Annotated in this window: 23 protein-coding genes; 13 read left to right on the forward strand and 10 right to left on the reverse strand. The window is 69.2% G+C overall.

What is annotated here, in order from left to right; translation table 11 throughout:
* Nucleotides 1-161: 161 nt before the first annotated feature.
* Together J2X52_RS03090 and J2X52_RS03095 are read left to right on the forward strand one after the other, a co-directional pair.
* Complete coding sequence (locus J2X52_RS03090; protein WP_310148477.1) at nucleotides 162-1,001, forward strand: SDR family oxidoreductase; 840 nt, start codon at nucleotides 162-164, stop codon at nucleotides 999-1,001.
* A gap of 114 nt (nucleotides 1,002-1,115) precedes the next feature.
* Nucleotides 1,116-1,292 carry a CsbD family protein gene (locus J2X52_RS03095; protein ID WP_310148479.1) on the forward strand — a complete coding sequence of 59 codons (177 nt, stop codon included), beginning with the start codon at nucleotides 1,116-1,118 and terminating at the stop codon, nucleotides 1,290-1,292.
* 114 nt (nucleotides 1,293-1,406) lie between these two features.
* On the opposite strand, the gene J2X52_RS03100 is transcribed toward J2X52_RS03095, so the two are convergent.
* The 3 genes from J2X52_RS03100 to aroE are packed head-to-tail and all read right to left on the reverse strand — an operon-like array spanning nucleotide 1,407 to nucleotide 2,858.
* Nucleotides 1,407-1,661 (reverse strand): YkgJ family cysteine cluster protein, encoded by a 255-nt coding sequence (locus J2X52_RS03100; RefSeq protein WP_310148481.1) that lies wholly within the window; start codon nucleotides 1,659-1,661, stop codon nucleotides 1,407-1,409.
* Nucleotides 1,662-1,667: 6 nt separating this feature from the next.
* Entirely contained in the window at nucleotides 1,668-2,003 is a 336-nt protein-coding gene (locus J2X52_RS03105; RefSeq protein ID WP_310148483.1) for a hypothetical protein, read from the reverse strand.
* Between the two features lie 9 nt (nucleotides 2,004-2,012).
* Nucleotides 2,013-2,858 (reverse strand): shikimate dehydrogenase, encoded by an 846-nt coding sequence (gene aroE, locus J2X52_RS03110; protein ID WP_310148486.1) that lies wholly within the window; start codon nucleotides 2,856-2,858, stop codon nucleotides 2,013-2,015.
* Nucleotides 2,859-3,126: 268 nt separating this feature from the next.
* On the opposite strand from aroE, the gene J2X52_RS03115 reads away from it, so the two are divergent.
* Nucleotides 3,127-6,486 (forward strand): S8 family serine peptidase, encoded by a 3,360-nt coding sequence (locus J2X52_RS03115; RefSeq protein WP_310148488.1) that lies wholly within the window; start codon nucleotides 3,127-3,129, stop codon nucleotides 6,484-6,486.
* 196 nt (nucleotides 6,487-6,682) lie between these two features.
* Here J2X52_RS03115 and hemB read toward each other — a convergent pair whose 3' ends face one another.
* The 3 genes from hemB to J2X52_RS03130 all read right to left on the reverse strand — a co-directional run bounded on the left by hemB (nucleotide 6,683) and on the right by J2X52_RS03130 (nucleotide 10,272).
* Nucleotides 6,683-7,672, reverse strand: a complete 990-nt coding sequence (hemB, locus tag J2X52_RS03120) for a porphobilinogen synthase (protein ID WP_310148491.1) — start codon at nucleotides 7,670-7,672, stop codon at nucleotides 6,683-6,685.
* A gap of 189 nt (nucleotides 7,673-7,861) precedes the next feature.
* A complete protein-coding gene (locus J2X52_RS03125; RefSeq protein WP_310148494.1) occupies nucleotides 7,862-8,893 on the reverse strand; it encodes a pteridine-dependent deoxygenase in 1,032 nt (343 codons plus the stop codon).
* Nucleotides 8,890-10,272, reverse strand: coding sequence for an NAD(P)/FAD-dependent oxidoreductase (locus tag J2X52_RS03130; RefSeq protein ID WP_310148497.1), 1,383 nt, complete (start codon nucleotides 10,270-10,272; stop codon nucleotides 8,890-8,892). The genes J2X52_RS03125 and J2X52_RS03130 overlap by 4 nt, the downstream gene beginning before the upstream one ends.
* Nucleotides 10,273-10,396: 124 nt before the next feature.
* Between J2X52_RS03130 and J2X52_RS03135 the strand changes: the two genes are divergently transcribed.
* The 10 genes from J2X52_RS03135 to J2X52_RS03180 all read left to right on the forward strand — a co-directional run bounded on the left by J2X52_RS03135 (nucleotide 10,397) and on the right by J2X52_RS03180 (nucleotide 18,467).
* Nucleotides 10,397-10,666 carry a phosphopantetheine-binding protein gene (locus J2X52_RS03135; protein ID WP_159680767.1) on the forward strand — a complete coding sequence of 90 codons (270 nt, stop codon included), beginning with the start codon at nucleotides 10,397-10,399 and terminating at the stop codon, nucleotides 10,664-10,666.
* The gene (locus J2X52_RS03140; RefSeq protein ID WP_310148839.1) at nucleotides 10,666-11,349 is read left to right on the forward strand and encodes a ketosynthase; all 684 of its coding nucleotides are present in this window, start codon (nucleotides 10,666-10,668) and stop codon (nucleotides 11,347-11,349) included. The genes J2X52_RS03135 and J2X52_RS03140 overlap by 1 nt, the downstream gene beginning before the upstream one ends.
* Before the next feature lie 64 nt (nucleotides 11,350-11,413).
* Nucleotides 11,414-12,184, forward strand: a complete 771-nt coding sequence (locus J2X52_RS03145; protein WP_310148501.1) for a lysophospholipid acyltransferase family protein — start codon at nucleotides 11,414-11,416, stop codon at nucleotides 12,182-12,184.
* Between the two features lie 2 nt (nucleotides 12,185-12,186).
* Nucleotides 12,187-12,501 carry a hypothetical protein gene (locus J2X52_RS03150; protein ID WP_310148504.1) on the forward strand — a complete coding sequence of 105 codons (315 nt, stop codon included), beginning with the start codon at nucleotides 12,187-12,189 and terminating at the stop codon, nucleotides 12,499-12,501.
* On the forward strand, nucleotides 12,498-13,493 hold the full coding sequence (locus tag J2X52_RS03155) for an acyltransferase (RefSeq protein WP_310148507.1): 996 nt from the start codon (nucleotides 12,498-12,500) through the stop codon (nucleotides 13,491-13,493). The genes J2X52_RS03150 and J2X52_RS03155 overlap by 4 nt, the downstream gene beginning before the upstream one ends.
* Nucleotides 13,396-14,127, forward strand: coding sequence for a LolA-related protein (locus tag J2X52_RS03160; protein ID WP_310148508.1), 732 nt, complete (start codon nucleotides 13,396-13,398; stop codon nucleotides 14,125-14,127). Before J2X52_RS03155 ends, J2X52_RS03160 begins: the two co-directional genes overlap by 98 nt.
* On the forward strand, nucleotides 14,124-16,529 hold the full coding sequence (locus J2X52_RS03165; RefSeq protein ID WP_310148511.1) for an MMPL family transporter: 2,406 nt from the start codon (nucleotides 14,124-14,126) through the stop codon (nucleotides 16,527-16,529). The genes J2X52_RS03160 and J2X52_RS03165 overlap by 4 nt, the downstream gene beginning before the upstream one ends.
* Nucleotides 16,526-16,975, forward strand: a complete 450-nt coding sequence (locus tag J2X52_RS03170) for a phosphotransferase (protein WP_310148514.1) — start codon at nucleotides 16,526-16,528, stop codon at nucleotides 16,973-16,975. Before J2X52_RS03165 ends, J2X52_RS03170 begins: the two co-directional genes overlap by 4 nt.
* Nucleotides 16,976-17,147: 172 nt before the next feature.
* Nucleotides 17,148-17,894 carry a 3-oxoacyl-ACP reductase FabG gene (fabG, locus tag J2X52_RS03175; protein ID WP_310148517.1) on the forward strand — a complete coding sequence of 249 codons (747 nt, stop codon included), beginning with the start codon at nucleotides 17,148-17,150 and terminating at the stop codon, nucleotides 17,892-17,894.
* Nucleotides 17,895-17,990: 96 nt separating this feature from the next.
* Complete coding sequence (locus tag J2X52_RS03180) at nucleotides 17,991-18,467, forward strand: hypothetical protein (RefSeq protein ID WP_310148520.1); 477 nt, start codon at nucleotides 17,991-17,993, stop codon at nucleotides 18,465-18,467.
* Nucleotides 18,468-18,585: 118 nt separating this feature from the next.
* Here J2X52_RS03180 and J2X52_RS03185 read toward each other — a convergent pair whose 3' ends face one another.
* Genes J2X52_RS03185 through J2X52_RS03200 form a run of 4 tightly spaced genes read right to left on the reverse strand, consistent with a single transcriptional unit; the run spans nucleotide 18,586 to nucleotide 23,075 of the window.
* Nucleotides 18,586-20,241, reverse strand: a complete 1,656-nt coding sequence (locus J2X52_RS03185; RefSeq protein WP_310148523.1) for a tryptophan 7-halogenase — start codon at nucleotides 20,239-20,241, stop codon at nucleotides 18,586-18,588.
* A complete protein-coding gene (locus J2X52_RS03190) occupies nucleotides 20,241-21,068 on the reverse strand; it encodes a glycosyltransferase family 2 protein (RefSeq protein WP_310148526.1) in 828 nt (275 codons plus the stop codon). The genes J2X52_RS03185 and J2X52_RS03190 overlap by 1 nt, the downstream gene beginning before the upstream one ends.
* Nucleotides 21,061-21,879 (reverse strand): beta-ketoacyl synthase chain length factor, encoded by an 819-nt coding sequence (locus J2X52_RS03195; protein ID WP_310148529.1) that lies wholly within the window; start codon nucleotides 21,877-21,879, stop codon nucleotides 21,061-21,063. The genes J2X52_RS03190 and J2X52_RS03195 overlap by 8 nt, the downstream gene beginning before the upstream one ends.
* Nucleotides 21,876-23,075, reverse strand: a complete 1,200-nt coding sequence (locus tag J2X52_RS03200) for a beta-ketoacyl-[acyl-carrier-protein] synthase family protein (RefSeq protein WP_310148841.1) — start codon at nucleotides 23,073-23,075, stop codon at nucleotides 21,876-21,878. The genes J2X52_RS03195 and J2X52_RS03200 overlap by 4 nt, the downstream gene beginning before the upstream one ends.
* Between the last annotated feature and the right edge of the window lie 130 nt (nucleotides 23,076-23,205).

Raw genomic sequence — 23,205 nt, forward strand, 5'->3', positions numbered from 1 at the left:
GGGGATGTAAGGATTCGGTCACGTGTCCGTGACGTATCAGTCGCGTGCGGTGCGCGCGCGTGCGCATTGCAGACGCGAGGTCGCGATCAATGCACGTGCTTTCACGGTCGTTCGACGACATCGGGGCGAGCGTGGCAGGCCCGCACCCAGGAGCATCAGCCATGAACCAGCCTGCCCAGCAACAGGACGTCCCCGGCGTCGAGAGGAAACTCGATCCGCCCGCCGACCACGGCGAGGACAGCTACCGCGGCAGCGGCCGGCTCGAGGGCAAGGTCGCCATCATCACCGGCGGCGACAGCGGTATCGGTCGCGCGGTTGCGCTTGCGTATGCACGCGAAGGTGCCGACGTGCTGGTGAGTTATCTCAACGAAGACGAAGACGCGCGCGAGACGCAGCGCCTGGTCGAAAGCGCCGGGCGGCGCTGCGAACTCGTTCCCGGCGACATTGCCGAGCCGGCGCATTGCCGTGCGATCGTGCAGAAGACCGTCGATGCCTTCGGACGCATCGACATCCTCGTCAACAATGCCGCCTACCAGATGAGCTACGAATCGCTCGAGGAGATTCCCGACGACAAGTGGGACTACACGTTCCAGGTCAACGTCAGCGCAATGTTCCACCTGTGCAAGGCCGCGGTGCCGCACATGAAGCCCGGGGCATCGATCATCAACACCAGTTCGATCAACGCCGACAAGCCCAAGGCGACGCTGCTGCCGTATGCGGCGACGAAGGGTGCGATCGCGAATTTCAGCGCAGGCCTGGCGCAGTTGCTCGCTGAGAAGGGCATCCGCGTGAACTCGGTGGCACCCGGACCGATCTGGACGCCGCTGATTCCCTCGACGATGCCGCCCGATGAAGTGGCTTCATTCGGTTCACAGGTCCCGCTCAAGCGGCCGGGGCAGCCCGCCGAATGCGCGCCGATCTTCGTGCTGCTGGCCTCGGACGAAGCGAGCTACATGAGCGGCGGCCGCTATGCGATCACCGGCGGCGCGCCGATCCTGTAACGACTGAACGTTTCCACCACCGCGTGCACCTGCACGCGGGTTCTTCACTTCGGCATGGCGAAGCGCGGCGCATATCGTTCGCACCCTGCAATCCAGCAGGTCGGAGACCGCAACGTGGACAAGAACCGCAGCGAAGGCATCAAGAACCAGGTCAAGGGCACCGCGAAGGAAGTCGCCGGCAAGGTCACGGGCAACACCTCCAAGGAAGTGGCCGGCAAGGCGCAGAAGACCGCCGGCAAGGTCCAGAGCGCGGTCGGCAAGGCCAGCGACGACGTCCGCAAGGGCCGTTGAGATATCGCCAAGTGTCACGGACGGGCGGCTCAGGCCGCCCTTTTCGTGTGTGCGGACACACCCTGCATCATTCGAAGACCCGCAGCGCAGACGCAGGCGATACGCCGATGCGCTTCAGGGCGTCGTGATCCGCTCGAGTTCTTCGAGCGTCGCGAATGCTGCCTCGCGCGAATCTCCGCACATGTCCATCGCGGGCCGCAGTGATCTACAGACTGCAGGCCGTTCCGGTCGCCCGAACAAGCGGCAGCGCAACTGTGCATCGAGCTGCACGCACGCCACGCCGGCGGGCTTGCCGTGCGGCATGCCGGGAATCGGTGACGTGATCGAAGGCGCGATGCAGCAGGCCGCGCAACCGTCGCGGCACTGCACGATGGCTCAACGCGCGCTGCGCACGATCGCCAGGGCCAGCAACACCAGCCCGGTCGCATGCAGCAGCGCCAGTGGCACCGTCAGCAGCGTGAACATCATCTGCATCTGCTCGGTCGGCATCGCCGCGCTGACGATGTACATCTGCAGCATGGGAAAGGCGAACATGCTCAGCAGCTGCATGAGCAGCAGCACGCCGAAGCCGATCAGTCCCAGAGTGCGTGACGCTTTGGGCAAGGTGCGGCGCTGTGCCACCAGCGCCAGACCGACGACCAGTGCGATCAACACCGGCAGCCGAACCGGCAGATCGCCGGCGACCACCAGCAGAATGTCTTGGATGCGCATCATCGCCCCTCAGTCTGCATTAACCAGCAGAGCGCTCTGTGACTGCAGCGCCTCGAACACCGCCTGGGTCTCCGGGCGCACGCCGTGCCATAGCGCGAAACTCTCGGCGGCCTGCTCGACCAGCATGCCGAGGCCGTCGATCGCATCGCGGCAACCGTGCGCGCGTGCCCAGGCCAGAAAGGGCACCGACGCTTCGCCATAGCTGAGATCCACCGCCGCCGTGCGCACGCCGACCAGCGAGCGCGGCAAGGACAGCATGGCGCCGCCCCGACCGGCCGAGGTCGCGTTGACGATCAGCTCGAACTCGCCCAGCTCGCCAAGCTGTTCGAGATAGCGCGGATGTACGCGCCCGGGCTCGCCCAGCGCGTCGGACAATGCGTCCGTGCGCGATGCGGTGCGGTTGACCACATAGAGTTCGCTGATGCCGGCCTCCAGCAACGCCGGTGCGACACCGCGCGCCGCGCCGCCAGCGCCGACCAGCAAGCTGCGGCGGCCTCGCAGATCGAGGCCATGCCGCTCGGTGAGATCCCGGACAAGGCCCGCGCCATCGGTGTTGTCGCCATGCCAGGCATCGCCCTGCCGCACCAGCGTGTTGACCGCGCCGGCGCGGTCGGCCCGCGCGCTGCGCGTCGAGGCCAGGCCGTGCGCGAGTTCCTTGAGCGGCAGCGTGACGTTCGCCCCGGTCCCGCCCGCAGTAGCGAAGGCCGCCAGGGCATCGGCGAATGCGTCGGGCGCTGCATCGATGGCCTCGTAGGCGATCGCGATCCCGGTCTGCGCAGCGAACGCGGCATGGATGCGAGGCGACAGTGAATGCGCAACCGGGTGGCCGAATACGGCGAGGCGGGCAGGTGACATGGAAATCTCTGAATGCGGCGCGCCGGGCTGGCGTCGGCGCAGTCTAGCTGCGCCGCGCGACGCCAGCGTCGCAGCACGGCACCTCGGGCGCAGGAATTTGGCGCGGGCATGCCCTGCTGCGTCAGAAAGTCGTATACAACGTCACATGCTGATGGGTGGTCTGGCAGGGGGGCTCGCCCGCCATCGGAGGGAAGGGTGTCGATGCAGTCGGCAGTTGGGCGGCATCGTCGTTCCATGTCTGGCAGGTCCATCACGAGGGGATACATCCATGTCACGCATTCGAAAGGTCGGAGTGGCTTCGGCCCTGCTCGGCCTCGCCATCGTCGCGGTCGCGAGTACCGCGCTCCCGTCCCGCGTTCCCGCTATCGGGAGTGCGGTCGATTCCGCCAAGGCCGGCGTCGGCTCGCTGTTCGGTGCCACCGCCGCCGACGCGTCCGTCGCGACCGCAGCCGGTGGTCGCGTCTCCACGCCTGCGGCGCCGGCGCTGTCGTCCGGTACGCCCGAGCGTTACATCGTGGTGTTTGAGGAGCCTGCCCTGGCCGGCTACAAGGGCGGGATCACGGGCCTCGCCGCGCCCCCGCGTCGCACGGATGCACGCGGCAAGTCGCGTCTCGACGTCAAGAGCGCGAGTGCGCGCCATTACGTCGATTATCTGCAGGGTCGCCAGTCCGATCTCGTCGGCGCGATGGCGCTGCGCGTGGGCCGCCCGATCGATGTGGAATACCGCATGCAGCACGCGCTCAACGGCGTGGTCGTCGAACTCACGACGGCCGAAGCCACGCGCATCGCGCAGTTGCCCGACGTGCAACTGGTTGAGGCGTACCGCGAGTACGTGCTCGACACCGACACCGGCCCGAAGCTGATCGGTTCCGAGGCCGTCTGGGACGGCACCTGGACAGGCGCGACCGGCCAGTTCCAGGGCGAGGGCATCGTCTACGGCATCCTCGATTCGGGTATCAACTTCGGCGCGCCGTCGTTCGCGGCGGTCGATCCGATCGACGGCTATCAGCACATCAACCCCCTGGGCGCCGGCACCTATCTCGGCACGTGCCGTCCAGGTGAAGTCGATGCGGGGCGTTGCAACGACAAGCTGATCGGCGGCTACAACTTCGTCTGCGGTGCGCCCGGCAACCAGTGCGGCCTGCCGAACGTGCGCGAAGAACCCGGCTTCGGCGACACCAACGGACACGGCAGCCATGTGGCCTCGACCGTTGCCGGCAACCGCCGCGATGTGCTGTTCCGCGGCAATACGCGCCGGATCTCCGGCGTCGCGCCGCGCGGCAACATCGTCGCTTACGACATCTGCTACACCAATACCGCGACCGGCCAGGGCCTGTGCCCGAACAACTCGGCCGTCGCAGCCGTCAACCAGGCCATCGCCGATGGCATCGTCGATGTCCTGAACTACTCGGTCGGTGGCGGCGCGCAGCCGTGGACCGAAGCCGTGTCGCTGGCGTTCCTCAATGCGACCGATGCGGGCATCTTCGTGGCGTCGTCGGCCGGCAACAGCGGTCCGGGTCCGAACACCATGGGTCACCTGGAGCCATGGGTGTCGTCGACGGCAGCCGCCCAGCATGGTCGCGGTTCGTTCGCGCTCGCACTCGACGTGACCGGCCCGGGCAATGTGCCCGAGTCGCTGCGTCCGGTGCTGGTGGAAGAAGGCACCGGCGGCGTCGCCTTCAACGCAACGATTCCCGGCACGACTGCCTTGCGCGTCAGCAGCGGTATTGACGGCCCGAACGACGGTTGTGTGGCGTACCCGGCCAACACGTTCCAGGGCGCGATCGCCGTGGTCCGCCGCGGCACCTGCCCGTTTTCGGACAAGGCGATCAACGCTGCGAACGCAGGCGCAGTCGCGGTCGTCATCGCCAACAACGCCGCCGGCGCCATCATTCCGTCGGCGCCCGGTGCCACGGTTCCGGTGTTCGGCATGCCGCAGGCCGATGCCAACACGCTGCGTGATTTCGTGGCCGCCAATCCGGCTGCGACCGCCGGCGTGCAGTACCCGCCGCTGGTGCTGCCGAATGTCGCCGACGCGCTCGGTGCCTTCAGCTCGCGCGGTCCGGCGGGCGCGTTCGATCTGGTCAAGCCCGACGTCACCGCGCCCGGCGTGAGCATCCTCGCCGTTATCGCGGGCACCACGATCACCGGTTTCGAGAATGCGGTCGATCTGTACAACGGCACCTCGATGGCATCGCCGCACCAGGCGGGCGCTGCAGGCCTGATCCGTCAAGCGCGTCCCACCTGGACGGTGCCCGAGATCAAGTCCGCACTCGCGCTGACCGCCAAGACCGAAGTGTTCAAGGAAGACCAGGTCACCCTGGGCACGCCGTTCGACAAGGGCAGTGGTCGCATCCAGGTCGACCGTGCGATCAATGCCGGGCTGGTGATGCACGAAACGAAGGCGAACTACCTGGCGGCCGATCCGGCGCTGGGTGGTGATGTGTCCGCCCTCAACCAGCCGAGCATGGCGAGCCGCAACTGCTACGCCAGCTGCAGCTTCGTACGCACGTTCCGCAATCCGCACGGCAGTGCATCGAGCTGGCGCGTGAGCTTCACGGGCGTCAACGCCACGGCTGTGCCTTCAATGTTGAAGGTGCCGGCGGGCGGCAGCGCCTCGGTCCGCATCACGGTCAATACCCGCGGCATGGCCGCCAACGGCAGCTTCAGCTTCGGCGAGATGCGATTGGAGTCGAGCGGCCCGATCCTGGGCGTGCAGCGCACACCGCTGACGCTGCCGATCGCGATCGCGATCCAGGCGCCGGTGGTCAAGCTGCCCGATGCGATCACGCTGGCACTCGCGGCAGGCCGCAGTGGAACCGCGGTGGGCTCGGTTGCCAACACGGGCGGCTCGCCGCTGACCTACGCGGTGGCCAACACCGGCAGCGGTGCGCTGAAGGTCGACGAGCGTCTGCGCGGCGCGATCGGCAACGGCTTCCGCAGCGTGCACCGCACCGATGCGGGTACGCCGCTCGCCCAGTTCGCGGCAGACGACTTCGTGCTGCAGTCAGAGACCCGCATCACCGCGCTGTTCAACGAAGGCTTCGCGGTGGGTGGCACCTCGACGAGCACAAGCCTCGGCTGGGCGATCTACCCGGACGTCAACGGTCTGCCTGCAGGCAATCCGATCACGGCGCCCGGCGCGGCCGCGTGGCAGTACACCAGTGCCCTCAACGGTGCCGGCGTCAGCGTGTCGGGGACCAACTACGGCCTGAACCTGGCCGCGGCCGGTCAGAACGTGGTGCTGCCGGCTGGACGCTACTGGCTGGTGACCTACGCACGTGGTCCGTATGCAACCGGCTGGGCGTGGTTCGCAACGGCAGCGGGCGACAGCCGCTTCATGACCCTGTCCGCCACCAATGCCACCACTGCCACTGCCTGGACGCCGAACACCTCGTTCGGCGGCCTCTCCCTGCGCATCCTGGGTGAAGTGACCTGCGGTGCGCCGTGGCTTGGTGCAGTGACGCCTGCCTCGGGCACGGTGCAGGGGGGCGCGAGCCAGGCCAATCGTCTGGCGGTGAGCGCGGCCGGTCTGGGCGCGGGTCGCCACGTCGGCCACCTGTGCGTGACCAGCAACGATCCCGCAACGCCGAAGGCGGCCGCTCCGGTGGTGCTGACGGTCAACTGATCCCTCGCTTCAAGTCGTAAGAAAACGCCCGGGCTTGCCCGGGCGTTTTCTTTGGTGGGGCGGAGGCTAAACGGCGGTGGCCGCGATGCGCCTTGCCTCGTCGATGGGAGCCGTCGCGGTATCCGGTGTGCCTCAAGCAGAACGCCCGGCAGGTGCCGGGCGTTGCCGTCGAACTAGAACGCGGCGGCCGCCGTCCTCAGCCCTCGCGCAGCCAGCGTGCGGCGTCGAGTGCGAAATAGGTCAGTACGCCGTTCGCGCCTGCGCGTTTGAAGCCCAGCAGGGCTTCGAGCGCACATTTGCGCTCGTCCAGCCAGCCGTTGGCGGCGGCGGCTTTCAACATCGCGTACTCGCCGCTGACCTGGTAGGCGAACACCGGCACGCCGAACTCGTCCTTGGCGCGGCGCACGATGTCGAGGTAGGGCATGCCAGGCTTGACCATGACCATGTCCGCGCCTTCATCGAGATCCTGCGCGATCTCGCGCATCGCCTCGTCCGAGTTGCCCGGGTCCATCTGGTAGGTCGACTTGTCGGCCTTGCCGAGCGCGCCGGACGAGCCCACCGCGTCGCGGAACGGGCCGTAGAACGCGCTGGCGTACTTGGCGGCGTAGGCGAGGATGCGCGTGTGCACGTGGCCGTCGGCTTCGAGCGCGTCGCGGATCGCGCCGATGCGTCCATCCATCATGTCGCTGGGCGCGACCACGTCGGCGCCGGCGCGGGCGTGGCTCAGCGCCTGCTGCACGAGGGCATCGACGGTGATGTCGTTGACGACATAGCCACTGGCGTCGGTGATGCCGTCCTGGCCGTGCGAGGTGTAGGGATCGAGCGCGACGTCGGTGATCACGCCCAGCTCCGGGAAGCGCGACTTCAGCGCCCGGATCGCACGCTGGCACAGGCCGTCGTCATCCCACGCGGCCACTGCGTCGAGCGACTTGGCCTCCGGTGCGGTGACCGGGAACAGCGCGAGTGCGGGAATCCGCAGTGCGCTCGCGGTTTCGGCGACGCGCAGCAGGTCGTCGATCGAGAGGCGCTCGACGCCGGGCATCGACGGAATCGCGACGCGGCCGTCGGCCTCGTGCACGAACACCGGATAGATCAGATCGTCGGCGGTCAGCGTGGATTCGCGCATCAGCCGGCGCGAGAAGTCGTCGCGGCGCATCCGCCGCATGCGGGTATCGAGTCGGGTCATGGCGCGGATTCTACGCGCGCGCCTCTGGGACGGGCTGCGACGCCGCGTCGCATGCGGGAATGAACGTCGTTGTAGGCGCGACCTTGGTCGCGAACGCGATACAGCGTCGGCGTCGATCACGTCGATCAGGCAACGCCTTCCCCGAGTATCGCGCGCAAGCGCGATCCCACATGGCGTGCAACGCGGCTTTCAGCCGATGTCGTGGACGCCGTCGATCTCCAGCGCCAGCTCGCGACGACAGATCGCCGCATGCAGCACCACGCGCGGCAGGCGATCCCCGAAGCGTGCGTCGAAGGCCTCGGCCACGGTGGGCAGATCGGCGGCATCGCGCACATAGATCTTCAGCCGCGAGCCGGGACCGAATTCGGCCGGCAGATCCGGGCGGTGGCGGCGCGCGGAGGCGATCAGCGCATCGAAGTTCACGAAGGTCTCGTCGAGCTGGGCCAGCAGTTCGCCCTCGTGCTGCGAGGCGTGGCCGACCACACTCGCCGTGCCCGATAGCATCAGTGGCATGGCGCTGCCGGCCGGCGGCAGCATCGCGCGGGCGAAGCTCGGCGGCTGCGGACCGTACTGGCGCGGGTACTGGTAGGCGCTGACCTGGCGCGGATTCTCGACCGGAATGCCCGGCAGACGCGCGGCCAGCCAGTAGACCTGGATGGTGCGTGCATCGTCGCAGCGGCCGATCGCGGTGGCGGCCGGGAGCTGGGAGGTGTCGAAGGTGCCCAGGCCGCGCGCGCGACCCACGCAGAACTGGCGATAACGTTCGGTATCGCCGTCGCCGTGGGTGATCGCGTCGAGGTAGTTCCAGATCCGCAGCAGGTGCGGAAATTCGCCGCCTCCGATGAAGCGGGTCAGCTCGCGATAGGCGTGCTCGGCAGCGAGCAGGATGCCGCTGTGGTCGCCTTGGCCGGTATGGCCTTCGGGCTCGTCGACCTCGATCGCGCCGAACAACAGGTGGCCGTCGGTGGACCACGCGATGTCGCCATCGCGGCCGTGATGGACCGGGGCCTGTCCCCGCCAGACCTCGAGCGGCGCGGGGCCATAGGGCTGCAGCGGTACGCGCAGCCAGCGCGGATCGTCGAGCACGGGCGCGGCGTCGCCGAAGCCGAACACGGCGAGCACGTCGGGCTGCGCGAGCAGGTCGGCCGGCGCGGTGTCGTCGACATAGTCGACGCGCAGGCGCGGGAGGACTTCAGGATGGAGCGGTGCCGGTCGGCTCATGGGTTGCCTTCGTGCAGGGTGTCGCCGCGGAAGCCGGTGGCGGCCTGACGGCGCCGGGTCAACCAGCCGCGCAGTGCCTGCGGCGCGATCGCGACGGCGTTGATGGCGTAGATCAAACGGAAGACGTAGAGCCGCCAGCGCACGGCGGCATTGTCGAAGACGTCCCCGGCGAGCATGGAGATCACCGCCTGTTCCACCTGCAGGTCGTTGCGTGGCGCGGCGAACAGGCGCTGCATGACCGGGGTGTTGAAGCGGTGGATGAACCAGGTGAAGTGGCGCAGGCCACGCTTGAGCCGCGCCTGCATCGCGCGTTGCAACGACGCTTCGCGCTCGGGCACGCGCAGCGCCGCATCGACCACCGCCGCACCCCGGCGCGCGCTGTCCATAGCGAGGAACACGCCGGAGGAGAAAATCGGATCGACGAAGGTGTAGGCGTCGCCGACCAGCAGCCAGCCGGGGCCGGACATGCGCGTGGCACCGTAGGAATAGTTGCCGGTCGCGTGCACGGGCGCGATGCGCTCGGCGCCTTCCATGCGCGCCCACACCGCGGGATTGCCCTGCAGGGTGCGCATCAGCAGGGCCTCGTTGTCGAGCCGGCCGTTGTCGGTGCTGCGCTGCTTGAGGTACTCGGGAAAGCACACCGCACCGACACTCATCACATCGTCGGGCAGCGGGATCAGCCAGAACCATCCCTGCGGAAACCGCGCGATGGTGATGTTGCCGGCGTCCGCGCCCGGATGCCGGCGCACGCCGCGGAAATGACTGAACAGTGCGGCCGACTGGTGTGTGCGGCTCTTGCGCTTGGTGCCGAGCTTCGACGACAGGAAGGTGTCGCGGCCGCTGGCATCGATGACGTAGCGCGGCCGCAGGCGCAGGCGCGCGCCGTCCGGGCCGTCCGCTTCGACGCGCGACGGGCGACCGTCGGTGCCGAATGCGATGTCAACCACGCGCGTGCGCTCGTGCGTTTCCACGCCATGGGCCTGTGCATGCGCGAACAACAGCTGGTCGAACTGGTCGCGGCGTACGTGCACGGCATAGTCGGACTTGGGCTCGAGCGCGCGGGTGAAATGGAACACGTGGCTGCGCGTCGCGTCGTCGGGCATCGGAAAGTCGGCGCCGGCCTTGTGCACGCCGATCGCGCGGACCTGGTCGAGCACGCCCAACTCGGCCAGGATCGGCATGTTCATCGGCAGCAGCGATTCGCCGATATGGAACCGCGGATGCGCGTCCTTCTCGAGCAGCACGACCGAATGGCCGGCCCGGGCGAGCAGGGTGGCCGCGGTGCTGCCGGCCGGGCCACCGCCGATCACCACCACGTCGACATCGCGGTCGGGTCCATCGGCATTGGGAGGCGCAGGCGCCTGCGGCGTGGGTGTCATCCGGTTGAAATGGGCGGCGGGCAGGCGCGCATCATAACGGCAAGCCTCCATCCCGGCCGGGAGTGCTTGCGCGCGGGGTTCCGATGCCGGATCGTGGCACCCCTGTCATTCCACGGAAGTCCCGATGTCCGCCCAAACCGAAGCCGAACGCGCGCTCGCCGACCTGCTGGTCGAGAGCCTGAACCTGGAGGACGTGCAGGCGGCCGACATCGATCCCGAGGCGCCGCTGTTCAACGCCGGCCTGGGCCTGGATTCGATCGACGCGCTGGAACTCGCGCTGGCCGTCAGCAAGCGCTACGGCTTTCAGCTGCGTTCGGACAACGACGAGAACCGGCAGATCTTCGCCTCGCTGCGCGCGCTGTCTGCGCACATCGAGCAGCACCGCACCACTTGATCCTGCTGCTGCAATTGCTGCTGGGGCTCGGTTACACGGCCCTGGCGCATCTGGCCAGTCGCTGGCACCACGACGGCCTCGCGCTGGGCGCGCTGGCGTTGCTGATCGCGATGGTGGTCATCGAACCGCTGCTGGCCCGTCGCCCGTGGGCGTTCGTCGCCACGCCGCTGCTGGCCTGGGGCGCGTGGGCGCTGTATGCCGCCGGGCACGCCGCGCTGCCGCTGCTGCTGGTGCCGGTGGTGTTCGTGGTCGCGATCGCCTGGCTGTTCGCACGCACCCTGCGCGCAGGCTCGGTGCCGCTGATCACGCGCATCGTGCTGGGTATCGAAGGCGGCAACGGCCCCGAGGCACTCGAGCCTGATCTGCGCCGCTACACCCGCAATCTGACCGCGGCCTGGGCCGGGGTGCTGCTGCTGATGGCCGGCGCCAACCTGATGCTCGCGTTGATCGCAAGTCCGGCGGGGTTGCTGGAGAGCGTGGGTGTGGCATCGCCGCTGCCGATCACCCAGGAGCAGTGGTCGCTGTGGGCCAACCTGCTCAATTACAGCGTGATCGGCGGGTTCTTCGTTGTCGAGTTCGCGTTCCGCAAGCGCCGCTTCCCGGGCCGCTACGCCGGATTTCTGGATTTCCTGCGCAAGCTCGCCGGGCTGGGCCCGGTGTTCTGGCGCGATCTGCTGCGCTGACGCGGCATTTGCTGAACGCATCCGGCGCGATGTACGGCGGTCACACGGGATATCCTATCCGCACATGGAATACCGACAGACCCGTGCCGCAAACGGGGCGGCGGCGTTCGCGGCCCTGTCCGCACGCACGCGCAACGTCCTCGAATGCCTGTACACCCTGCTATGGACGGCGGGCTGGATCAGCGTGTCGCTGGTCCGCCAGGCGCTGACGGGCCGGCCTGACCTGGCGCTGGAGATGGCGCGCACCCACTGGGCGCCGGGCCTGGTCGGGCCGGCCGGCGGATTGACGGTCGAAGGCGCGGATGCCATCGACTGGAACCGCCCCTACATGGTGGTGGCCAACCACGAATCGCTGCTCGACATCTGCGTGCTGTTCATGAGCGTCCCGGTGCCGCTGCGCTTCCTGCTGAAGGAGGAAATGCGCCGCGTGCCATTCCTCGCCGGGTATGCGCGCGCCACGGGCATGCTCTTCATCAGCCGCGAGGACCGCCGGGCCGGGCCGCTGCTGCGGCGCCAGGTCGCCGGCCTGCTGGGCGCGGGCCAGTCGCTGTGCCTGTTTCCCGAAGGCACGCGTTCGCGTGACGGCCGCATGGGCGAGTTCAAGTCGGGTTCGTTCCAGGCCGCGATCGATGCCGGCGTCGATGTGCTGCCGATCGCCCTGCACGGCACCGGCCGGGTGCTGCCGCCGACCGGATTCTTCCGCACCTGCCGGGGTCCGATGCGGGCAACGGTGGGACCGCCGATCCGCGTCGAAGGCCGCATCGGCGCTGCCGGCCGTCAAGCGGTTGCGCGCGAGGCGCAGGACGCCGTGGCCGCGATGCTCGGCAGGCGCTGACGATGGCGTCGCATACGTTCGTCATCGACGCCTCGCATCCCTGCCTGCCGGGGCATTTCCCGGGCCAGCCGCTGGTGCCGGGTGTGGTGATCCTCGATCGCGTGGTCGCTGCGGTCGAGGCTGCGCACGGCCCGCAGGGCGCGTTGCGCCTGCCGCAGGTCAAGTTCGTGCAGCCGCTACTGCCGGGCGAACAGGCGGAGATCGTCCTCGACGACGCCCACCGTGACGGCGTGTCGCGCTGGCGTTTCCGGGTGGAACGCGACGGGGTGCTGCTCGCGAGCGGCGAGCTCGTCGGCGACGGTCCCGCGCTGGCATGAGTGCTGCGTGGAAGGCGCGCCGCGAAGGCGGCGGGCGGCTCGCGCTGCGCACGTTGCTGGTCTTCGCTTCGCGTTGCGGACGCGCGCCGGCGCGCGCCCTGCTGCATCCGATCGCGCTGTATTTCATGCTCCGCCGCGGGCCCGAGCGTCGCGATTCGCGGAAGTATCTGACGCGCATGTTCGGCCGGCCGGCGACGCTGGGCGAGGTCGCCCGGCATTTCCGTACCTTCGCTGCGACCATCCTCGACCGGCTGTTCCTGCTCAGCGAGAACACGCGTCGTTTCGACGTGCATCCGCAGGGACTCGATGTCCTGCATCGACATCTCGACACCGGTCGCGGCGTGCTGCTGTTCGGCTCGCACCTGGGCAGCTTCGAAGTGTTGCGCGTGCTCGCCAGCCAGCGTCCCGATTACAAGATCCGGGTCGTGCTCGACCGCGCGCACGGCCGGGCGATGACCGAATTGCTGGAAGCGCTGAATCCCGAAGTCGCCGCGACGGTGATCGATGCCGGCGAGAGCGGCCCGGCGGTCGCGCTGGCGATCCAGGAAGGGCTGGCGCAGGGTGCGATGGTCGCGCTGCTGGTCGATCGCAGCCAGGAGGGCGGCGTGACGATGCCGGTGCCGTTCCTGGGTGCACCCGCGCCGTTCCCGGTCGCGCCGTGGTTGCTGGCGTCGGTGCTGAAGGTGCCGGTGATGCTGGCCTTCGGCCTGTACCGTGGTGGCAATCGCTACGACCTGGTCTTCGAACCTTTCAGCGAAGGCATCGACCTGCCGCGCCGCGAACGCCAGGCCGGCGTGGCCGCGCTCATCCACCGTTACGCCGCGCGTCTGGAACATCACGCACGCAGTGCCCCCTACAACTGGTTCAACTTCTATGACTTCTGGACAGGTGCCGATGACAAGCGCGACGTCCCTGCGCCCGTGGCCGGCGCCCTGCCTGCTGCTGGCGATGCTGCTCGCACTGCCGACATGGGCGGCGGCGCAGACCGCTGATCCCGCGCCGCGCGCGAACCAGTCGCGTGACCGCGTGCCCGCGCCGGTGATCCCCACCGGTCGCACCGTGGATGCCGACTGGATCCTGCAGCGCCTGACCCAGCACGGCGCCACTGCCACGCCGTTCGTCGAACTGCGCGTCTCCTCGATGCTCAAGCGCCCGCTGCAGCTGTCGGGCGAGTACCGCCGGCCGGACAGCGACACGCTGGTGCGCGAAGTGCGTGTGCCGTATGCGGAAACCACGACCATCCGCGCCGGTGAGGCGACGATCGCCCGCGAAGGCCGCAGCCCGCGTACGTTCTCGCTGTCTCGCGTGCCCGAACTCGCCGCGCTGCAGGGCAGCTTCGGCGCACTGCTCGCCGGTGACCGCAAGGCGCTGGAAGCGGTCTATGCGCTCGAAGCCGACGGTGTGCCGGCCGACTGGACGCTGACCCTGACCCCGCGCGATCCGCGCACTGCCACACGTGTGAGCGGCATCGTGCTGCGCGGCCGCGACGCCGAACTGCGCTGCATCGAGACGCGGCCGAAGCAGGGGGATGCGCAGCCGACCCTGCTCGGCAGCGCCGCCACCGCCGCGGCCACCGTGGATTCGCTCGAAGCCGCGCAGCGGCTGTGCCACGACGTTCCGCGTTGAGCGGGCGCACCGGATTCCGCGATTCACTGCTGCAGCGTCCCGGCCTGCGGCTGACGCTGGCGGTCGCGTGGTTGCTGGCGCTGCTCGCACTGGGCTGGATCGCCGCGGCGAAACTGGAATTCAGCGGCGACCTGCGGCGCTTTTTGCCGGACGCGCGCACGCCCGAACAGCGTCTGCTGATGGAGGAGCTCGGCGACGGCCCGGGGTCGCGCCTGCTGATGCTGGCGATCTCCGGTGACGCGCCAGAAGCGCTCGCCGAACGTTCGCGTGCGCTGCACGACGCACTCGTCGGCGATCCGCGCTACACCCTCGTCGCCAATGGTGGCGAAGCCGGGCTCGAGGCGTTTCCGCAGGAGCTGCTGCCCTATCGCTATCTGCTGACGTCGACGTTCGATGATGCGCCGCTCGATGCCGACACCCTGCGCGATGCGCTCGATGCGCGCCTGCAGGATCTCGGCTCGCCGGCCGCCGGGCTGGTCGAGCCGCTGATTCCGTCCGATCCGACGCTGGAAGTGCTCGCGCTCGCCGAAGCCTGGCAGCCCGCCGGCGCGCCGCAGCGGCTGCATGACGTGTGGTTCGACCAGGCCGGCGCGCAGGCGCTGCTGCTGGTCGAGACCCGCGCCGCGGGCTTCGATCCGACCGGCCAGCTCGATGCGGTGGGCACGATCCGCGACACCTTCGCGCAGCAGGCGGGCGAGGGTGATGCGACGCTTGAAGTCGTCGGCCCCGGCGCGTTCTCGGTCGACATCGGCGGCCGCACGCAGGCCGAAGCGCAGCGCATCGGCCTGGTCGACACCATCGGCCTGATCCTGCTGCTGCTCGTCGCCTACCGCAGCTGGAAGATGCCGCTGCTCGGCGTGCTGCCGCTCGCGAGCGCCGGTATCGCCGGGCTCACGGCGGTCGCGCTGCTGTTCCCCGGCGGCGTGCACGGCATCACGATCGCGTTCGGCTTCACCCTGATCGGCGTGGTGCAGGACTATCCGATCCACTTCTTCAGCCACCAGCGCGCCGGCCTGTCGCCGTGGAAGAACGTGCGCGGGCTGTGGCCGGCGCTGTCGACCGGCGTCGTCGCAACCTGCATCGCCTATGCGACCTTCCTGTTCTCGGGCGTCGACGGTCTGCGCCAGCTCGCGGTGTTCACGATTTTCGCGCTCGGTGTCGCCGCGCTGACCACGCGTTATCTGCTGCCGGGGCTGGTCGATCCGTCACCGCCGGATCTCGCCGAATCACCGCGCCTGCAGCGTCTGTGGCACCGGATCGAAGCGCTGCCGCGGCCGAAGTGGACACTGGCGGTGCTGGCCGTTGGCGCGGTCGCCGCAATCGCCTTCAGTCCCGGCGCGTTCTGGCAGAACGATCTGTCGAAGCTGACGCCGGTCGATCCCGACTCGATGCAGCGCGACACCGAACTGCGCGCAGAACTCGGCGCGCCCGACGTGCGCTACGTGCTGGTCGCGCAGTCTGCCGACAGCGACGCCGCGCTCGGCGCGACCGCCGCGTTGCGGCCGGCGCTCGACGCGCTGGTCGCCGATGGCCGGCTCGACGGCTACGACATGGCGGCGCGCTATCTGCCCGGCGCCGACACGCAACGTGCGCGTCAGGCCGCGCTGCCCGACAGCGTGGCGCTGCGCGCGATGCTCGCCGATGCGTTGACGGACTCCGCGTTCAACGACGACGTGTTCGAGCCCTTCGTCGAGGACGTCGCACGCGCCAAGGCCGCTGCGCCTTTGACGCGCGCCGATCTCGAAGGCTCGCCGCTGGCGACCGCGGTGGCCGGCCTGCTGCTCGAAAGCGAGGCCCGATCAACCGCACTCGTGTCGCTCAGCGGTCTCGACGATCCGGCCGATGTCGTCGCGCTCGCGTCGCAGGCCAGCACGCCCGATGTCGACGTGCGCCTGCTCGACATGAAGGACGCGTCCGAATCGCTGGTCATCGAGTACCGCGGCCGCGTGCTCGCGGCGATGGCGGTTGCGCTGGTACTGCTGATCGCCACGGTGTGGATCGCGCTGCGTAGTCCACGCCGGGTCTGGCGCGTGCTGCTGCCGACGCTGCTGACCTTGCTGGTCGTCGTCGCGGTGCTGCGTCTGATGGGCGTCGAATTGACGCTGTTCCATCTGGTCGCGCTGATCCTCGCCGCCGGTCTCGGGCTCGATTACGCGCTGTTCTTCGAACACGCCGGCGACAGCCGCCAGGACCAGATCCGCACCCTGCACGCGATCCTCGTCTGCAGCCTGATGACGTTGCTGGTGTTCAGCCTGCTCGCGCTGTCGTCGATTCCGGTGCTGCGCGCGATCGGCAGCACGGTGGCGCTCGGCGTGGTGTTCAATTTCGTGCTGTCGCTGCTGGTCGCGCGCCAACGTGCGGCGATCGAGGCGGCACGCGCCGAACCGGAACCTCTCGTATGAGCCACGTCGATCGCGACACGATCCTCTCGATGATTCCGCACCAGGGCGCGATGTGCCTGTGGGATGCGGTCACCGCCTGGGACGACGCGCGCGTGACCCTGCGCAGCACGAGCCATCGTGATCCGGCCAGTCCGCTGCGCAGCGACGGCCAGCTGCGCGCGCTGCATCTGTGCGAGTACGGGGCGCAGGCGATGGCAGTGCATGGGGGCCTGCGTGCCCGCGACAGCGGCGCACCTGTGCGGCCCGGCATGCTGGTCGCGCTGCGCGGCGTGCAGCTGCATGTCGCGCGCATCGACGATCTCGCCGGTGAGCTCGAATGTGTCGCCGAGGTACTGGTCGAATCGGAAGACAGCCAGCAGTACGCCTTCCGGATCACAAGCGACGGCGTGCTGCTCGCGGAAGGGCGCGCGGCGGTGATGCTGGGCCCGGCGCGGGACGCCGCGTGAGCTGACGCTGTCTGTCCTGTGCGTGGGTGGACCGCGACGGGTTTCGCTGCGCGCTCGCCCGTCTGCAAAGCGCTGCGCATCCCGCACCTGGCCGCAGGATGGTGAGCGCGCAGCGAAATCCGTGGACCCGCTCCCGGCGTGACCGCCGCGCGTGCCCCGCTACAATCTCCACATGACACATCCCGTATCCAGCACACCCGCGCGTCGCGCGCTCGTCACCGGCGGTAGCGGCGACATCGGCGGCGCGATCTGTCGCCGTCTCGCGGCTGACGGTCTGCATGTGATCGTCCACGCCAACGGCAACCTTGCGCGTGCCGAAGCCGTGGTTGCCGACATCGTGGCCAAGGGCGGCAACGCCGAGGCGGTGGCGTTCGATGTCGCCGACGGTGCGGTCACGCGCCGCGCGCTCGATGCACTGCTCGAAGCCGGGCCGATCCAGGTCATCGTCAACAACGCCGGCATCCATGACGACGCGCCGATGGCCGGCATGTCGGAGGCGCAGTGGAAACGCGTCATCGATGTGTCGCTGCACGGCTTCTTCCATGTGACCCAGCCGCTGCTGCTGCCGATGGCGCGCAAACGCTGGGGCCGCATCGTCAGCGTGTCGTCGGTGGCTGCCGTGACCGGAAATCGCGGCCAGACCAATTACGCAGCGGCGAAGGCCGCGCTGCACGGGGCGTCGAAATCGCTGGCGCGCGAGATGGCGAGCCGCGGCATCAGCGTCAACGTGGTGGCGCCCGGCGTGATCGCCGGCAGCATGGCCGACGACGCGTTTCCGGACGAGATGATCAAGCAGATCGTGCCGGCTGCGCGCGCGGGCACGCCAGATGAAGTGGCGGCCCTGGTCGCGTTCCTGTGTTCGGAGTCGGCCGGCTACATCAACGGCCAGGTCATCGGCATCAATGGCGGCATGGGCTGAGCGGTCGCGGACTGCGGAACGCCGTCCTTCAGCGCCATGAATCCCGATTCACGCCGGCCGTCGCATGATGGCCGCACCCGCCACGAGGATGCCCCGATGCGCGTTTCCCGTCTGCTCCCGTTGTTGCTCGGCGTCGGCCTGCTGGCTGGCTGCGCCAGTTCCCATGTCCTGACCGGCACGCCGCGTGCGCCCATCGATCCGGCGCAGGTGCGCATCTACCACGGCCCGCCGCCGGGCCAGTACGAGGAGATCGCCATCCTCAACACCAGCAGCGGTGCGCTGACTTACGGCGAGCAGAACAAGGTCGACTCGGTGCTGCAGAAGCTGCGCAACGAGGCGGCGAAGCTCGGCGCCAATGGCGTGCTGTTCCAGGGCACTGCGGATGGCCAGCGCAGTGGCGGCGTCAGCGTCGGTGGCGGGCTGGGACGCGGCGGTGGCCGCTCGTTCTCCTCGGCCGGCGTGGGCGTCGACATCAGTCCGCAGCAGAAGTACGCCAGTGGCGTCGCGATCTGGGTGGCGAATCCGCCGCCCGTCGAACCAGCCGCTGCGCCCGAGGCGCCGCCGGCGCGCTGAGCGGGCGGTCCGACCATGAGGACGCCGGTCGCAGATGCGGCCGGCGTTGTCGTATGTGGCGGCAGTCGCGGACTGCATGCGGCGGGTTCGTCTCTGCGCCCGTCTCCCGCCGCCGGGGTCAGGCGGCGTCGGCATACCAGGTGCTCGACAGGGATGCCTGCGGCTGCGGACCGGACCCGGCCAACAGCGCTTCCAGGCCGAACTCGGCGATGGCCGGATGCGTGGCCCGCGCGTGCTGCAGGATCTCGGCGGCCAGCCACTGCATCCGCGCGACGTTGTCGCCGATCCTCGCCACCAGCGCGTCGTCGTCGAGCGTGTCGTTGAGCGCGCCGTTCATCTCGCGGAACCACTCGATCCCGGACTGGTCCAGCATCCGCGCGTCCTGCGCGGCGCCCGCCTGGTTGAGGCGACCCCATTCGCCCAGCAGCGCCTGTATCGCGAGGTTCAGGGCGCCGGCCTGGGTGAACATCGGGCGCAGGCGACCGAGCACCGGCAGGCTGGTCAGGCGATCGGCGAAGAACAGCGGCGCCAGCAGCGACCAGTAATACGTGTAGTCCCAGATCACCTTGACCGGCATGACCTGCTCGTCGCCGAACAGCGGGTACTGGTCCTGGTAGAGGGTCAGCGTGTTCTCGTAGAACGAGAAGTACAGCTGCTGGTACATGGCGACATAGGGGCGGAAATCCGTGGCCGCGCGGTCCTTGCCGATCAAGTCGCAGATATAGGTGTTGGCGATCGCAATGAAATCGGTGCCCGGCGAATAGAACGGGTCCAGGAACAGGCCCGCCTCGCCGGTCAGCGCCCAGCGCTCGCGCGAGAACACCTGTTTGCAGCCGTAGGAGAAGTGCCGCAGGAACATGAAGTCCTGCAGCGTGTGCTCGCTGCGGTCGAGCGTCGCGGCGACCTGCGGCTGGTGCGTGCGCAACCAGTCCATCGCCTTGGCGTGGGTGTTCATCGTCTCGAGCGGATGCATCTTCGCGTCGCAGACGATGCCCAGCGAATGCGCGCCTGACGACAGTGGAATCAGCCAGAACCAGTAGCCAGGGCCGCACATGTGGTTGGTCGAGCGCCAGCGATCGGGCGGATCGCAGCGCTGCAGCCAGCCGGCATCCTGTGACCAGACGTTGGGGTCGACGATCCCGTCGACCCGCCACCACACCGCGTTGGCGTCGTGGTCGTTGGGCTGGGCGAGGTCGAGCTTGCGCTTGAGCAGGCCGGCGCGCCCGCTGGCATCGATCAGCCAGCGGCTGCGCAGCGTGTGCGTCGCGCCATCGCGCTCGAAGGCGACGACGTGGTCGCCGTCGGTGGCGCCGGCCATGTCCAGCGCACGTACCACCGCGGCGTCCTCGAAGCGCACGCCCAGTTCGCGCGCACGCTGGCCGAGGAAGTTCTCGAAGCGGCCGCGGTCGATCTGCCAGGACGGCGTCGGCAACAACTGGCTGACGCCGAGCTCGGTGCACTGGTCGATGTCCGGGCGCCGATCGGAGAAGAAGAAGCGGAAGCCGAACTTGCGGATCTGTTCGGCATCGAGATGGTCCTGCAGCCCCAACACATCGGCGAGGTAGTGCGCGCCGATCTCCACCGTGGATTCGCCGACCTTGTGCGCGGCTTCGCGCACCGGATGCGCGCGGCGTTCGATGACCGTGACCGCGCATGCGGGATCGCGCTGGCGCAGCTGCAATGCGAGCGTGAGCCCGGCGAGACCGCCGCCGAGAATCGCGACATCGGTGTGGGCGGCGGTCGTGGGTGCCTGGGGTAGGGCCTGCTCGGACATCATCGGGCGCCTTGCATGGGTTCGTTGGCGAGCATCGCGTCAGGCGCGGTGCCCGGGTCGAAGATCACCGGCGGATGCGCGCGGGTTTCGCGCCAGGTGCGCAGCAGGTTCCCGCGCGCCAACACCTGCCGCAGCACGTGCAGGGTGATGAGCTTCAGGTCGCGGTAGAGGCGGAAATGGCTCTTGCGGAACTGTTCGTCGGAATCGGCGCAGTGATAGCGCGTCTCCACCGGCACCGACACCACGCCGCAGCCGAGCCGGCGCGCGGCACTGATCAGGATCTGCGCTTCGAACACGAAGCCCTCGCCCGGCACGTCGTCGAGCGCGAGCACCGCAGCGGGGTAGAGCCGCTGCCCGCTTTGCGTATCGACCATGCGGAAGCCGCAGCCCCAGGCGATACCCCAATCACCGAAATCGTTGCCGATCCGCCGGTACCAAGGCTGGGTGCCGCGCTTCTTCAGCCGGGCGCCGTTGACGATGCAGTCCGGGTAGCGGTTTGCCGCTTCGATCATGCGCGGGATGTCGCTCGCGCAGTGCTGGCCGTCGCCGTCCATGGTGACCACGGCGGCGAAGCCGCGTCGGCGCGCTTCGGCGAAGCCTTCGCGCAGGGCCTGGCCCTTGCCCATGCGCCGCGAATGCCGCAGCAGCGTGACCGGCAGCGCGGCAACGATGTCGGGCGTCGCGTCGTCGGAACCGTCGTCGACGACGATCACGTGTTCGCAGTAGGACAGCGCGTCGCTGACCACGCCCTCGATGCGCAGGGCTTCGTTGAGGGCCGGAATCAGCACGGCGACATTGCCGCGGTGCAGATGTGGATGCTCAGCCATGCGCCGACGCTCCCTGTGCCTGCGGGCCGTGGGTGATCTCCAGTGCCAGTGCGCGGTGCGGGCCGGCGCGCAGCAGTGCGCGTACGCCGCCCGTGGCGAGGGCGTCGAACAGCGGCAGCATCTGTGACATCGCGTTGCGTTCCGCGTGGATGCCGAGCGGGCCGGGCGATTCGAGGTCCGCGCCGTCACGCAGCGTCGCCCGCACGTGCGGGCCATCGCCATCGCGCACCAGCACCAGGGCGGCGCCGAGCAGGCCCTCGCTGTGGGTCACCGTGCCGAGCAGGCCGGTGGATGCGGTGTCGTAGGCGACCAGCAGCACGGCGGGGCTGCCCGTTGCGAGCTGCATCATCGCTTCCAGCAGGCCCTGGGCGAAGGTGGCGTCGTAGGCGCTGATCGCCGTCGTGGCTTCGGTGCAGCCGGCGCCGATCGTCCAGTAGCCCGCGGCCGCGTTGTGCACGGAGTTGTGGAACTTCGTCGGCGAGATCGCGGTCGGGTCGGTCGCCAGCGTGTCGCACATGTAGTCGGTGATGCCGAGGTCGCCGTGCGTGGACGCGAACACCGAAGGCAATGTCTCCGGCGTGATGCCGGCATCGCGACACGCCGCCATCGCGACTTCGAGTGCGACCGCGACCGAGCCCGGCGCGCGCCGGCGTTCGTTCGGCGCCAGCAGTTGCGGCGACGGACGCGACGGTGCGGCCTCCGGACGCACGCCATCGCGCGCGAACGCACGTGCAGCGTCCCAGTCCGGCAGGCCGTCGGCCCAGAATCCGACGCCGGCGATCGTCGCGGTCAACGCGTGCGGGGCGCTCATGCCGCCACCTTGCCGAACACCAGCGAGCAGTTGTTGCCACCGAACCCGAAGGAATTGTTCATCGCAAAGCGGATGTCGGCCTCGGCATTGTCGAAGCGGATCTGCGGGCCGCAGGCGGGATCGCGCACGCTGCTGTCGAGAATGCCGGGCATCAGGCCGGACTCCAGCGCGAGCAGGGCGAACACCGACTCGACAATGCCGGCCGCGCCCAGCGTGTGGCCGGTCCAGCCCTTGGTCGAACTGGCGTGCAGCGTGGCCGGAAACAGCGCATCCACCGCCCGCGCCTCGACCGAGTCGTTGGCCGGCGTGGAGGTGCCATGCAGGTTGAGATAGCCGATGTCGGCGGGATCGAGCCCGGCGCGGTTCAGCGCGCCGCGCATCGCCAGCGTCGCGCCGAGCCCTTCGGGATGCGGCGCCGACATGTGGTGGGCGTCGCTGGATTCGCCATAGCCGCGCAGCTGCAGGCCGGCCTCGCCGGCGGCGGCGCGTTCGAGCACTGCGAATCCGCCGGCTTCGCCCAGCGACAGGCCGTCGCGCGTCGCGTCGAACGGACGGCAGCGCTCGGTCGAGACCAGGCCCAGCGCATTGAAGCCGAACAGCACGCTGCCGCACAGCGTGTCGACGCCGCCGACCAGGGCCGCGTCGACCAGGCCCGCCTCGATCATCCGCGCCGCCTGCGCGAAGACCTTGGCGCTCGACGAGCAGGCGGTGGCCACGGTGATGCAGGGGCCGCGCAGGCCGGTGGCGTGCTGCAGGAAATCGCCCAGCGAATGGGGCGTGTGGACGATCGGGCGGGCGAGGTCGTCGGGCATCTGGCGCGCGCCGTCGGCGTCGGTGCCTGCGCGCGCATAGGCTTCCTCGCTCGCGCCGATGCTCGACGTTGAGGTGCCGACGACCAGTGCGATGCGCTCCGCGCCGTAGGTCGCAACCAGGCCCTCGAGCGCGGCCAGCACGCCGTCCTGCTGCAGCGCCAGCCAGGCAAGCCGGTTGTTGCGGCATTCCCAGCGCGACAGCGCGGACGGCAACGGTGCGTCTTCCACGCCCTCGACGCGGCCGATCCAGGTCGGCAACGGCGTCGGCCCGAAATCGTTGCGGCGCAGTCCGCCGCGGCGTTCGCGCAGGGCCGAAGCCTGCGCGGCAGTGCCACGTCCAAGCGCGGTGGTCGCGGTATACGCGCGGATGGCGAGCGCCGGCATCGGCGGCGGGGACAGCGATTCAGGCACGCAGTGAATCCGGGGACGAGCGAACGGCCGAGTATAGCGAGCGCATCGTGAGGCTAGACTTCCGGGTCAGCCCCAGTTCCGCAGGCTTCGAGTACCTGCTCCA

This window comes from Luteimonas sp. 3794, from assembly GCF_031456825.1.
Taxonomy (GTDB): domain Bacteria; phylum Pseudomonadota; class Gammaproteobacteria; order Xanthomonadales; family Xanthomonadaceae; genus Luteimonas.

Coding starts and splice junctions, on each gene's coding strand:
- J2X52_RS03130 (WP_310148497.1), bottom strand. CDS start 10,272: ATGACACCCACGCCGCAGGCGCCTGCGCCTCCCAATGCCGATGGACCC.
- J2X52_RS03105 (WP_310148483.1), bottom strand. CDS start 2,003: ATGCGCATCCAAGACATTCTGCTGGTGGTCGCCGGCGATCTGCCGGTT.
- J2X52_RS03200 (WP_310148841.1), bottom strand. CDS start 23,075: ATGCCGGCGCTCGCCATCCGCGCGTATACCGCGACCACCGCGCTTGGA.
- J2X52_RS03115 (WP_310148488.1), top strand. CDS start 3,127: ATGTCACGCATTCGAAAGGTCGGAGTGGCTTCGGCCCTGCTCGGCCTC.
- J2X52_RS03090 (WP_310148477.1), top strand. CDS start 162: ATGAACCAGCCTGCCCAGCAACAGGACGTCCCCGGCGTCGAGAGGAAA.
- J2X52_RS03170 (WP_310148514.1), top strand. CDS start 16,526: ATGAGCCACGTCGATCGCGACACGATCCTCTCGATGATTCCGCACCAG.
- J2X52_RS03185 (WP_310148523.1), bottom strand. CDS start 20,241: ATGTCCGAGCAGGCCCTACCCCAGGCACCCACGACCGCCGCCCACACC.
- fabG (WP_310148517.1), top strand. CDS start 17,148: ATGACACATCCCGTATCCAGCACACCCGCGCGTCGCGCGCTCGTCACC.
- J2X52_RS03150 (WP_310148504.1), top strand. CDS start 12,187: ATGGCGTCGCATACGTTCGTCATCGACGCCTCGCATCCCTGCCTGCCG.
- J2X52_RS03195 (WP_310148529.1), bottom strand. CDS start 21,879: ATGAGCGCCCCGCACGCGTTGACCGCGACGATCGCCGGCGTCGGATTC.
- hemB (WP_310148491.1), bottom strand. CDS start 7,672: ATGACCCGACTCGATACCCGCATGCGGCGGATGCGCCGCGACGACTTC.
- J2X52_RS03160 (WP_310148508.1), top strand. CDS start 13,396: ATGACAAGCGCGACGTCCCTGCGCCCGTGGCCGGCGCCCTGCCTGCTG.
- J2X52_RS03145 (WP_310148501.1), top strand. CDS start 11,414: ATGGAATACCGACAGACCCGTGCCGCAAACGGGGCGGCGGCGTTCGCG.
- J2X52_RS03155 (WP_310148507.1), top strand. CDS start 12,498: ATGAGTGCTGCGTGGAAGGCGCGCCGCGAAGGCGGCGGGCGGCTCGCG.
- J2X52_RS03190 (WP_310148526.1), bottom strand. CDS start 21,068: ATGGCTGAGCATCCACATCTGCACCGCGGCAATGTCGCCGTGCTGATT.
- J2X52_RS03125 (WP_310148494.1), bottom strand. CDS start 8,893: ATGAGCCGACCGGCACCGCTCCATCCTGAAGTCCTCCCGCGCCTGCGC.
- J2X52_RS03180 (WP_310148520.1), top strand. CDS start 17,991: ATGCGCGTTTCCCGTCTGCTCCCGTTGTTGCTCGGCGTCGGCCTGCTG.
- aroE (WP_310148486.1), bottom strand. CDS start 2,858: ATGTCACCTGCCCGCCTCGCCGTATTCGGCCACCCGGTTGCGCATTCA.
- J2X52_RS03135 (WP_159680767.1), top strand. CDS start 10,397: ATGTCCGCCCAAACCGAAGCCGAACGCGCGCTCGCCGACCTGCTGGTC.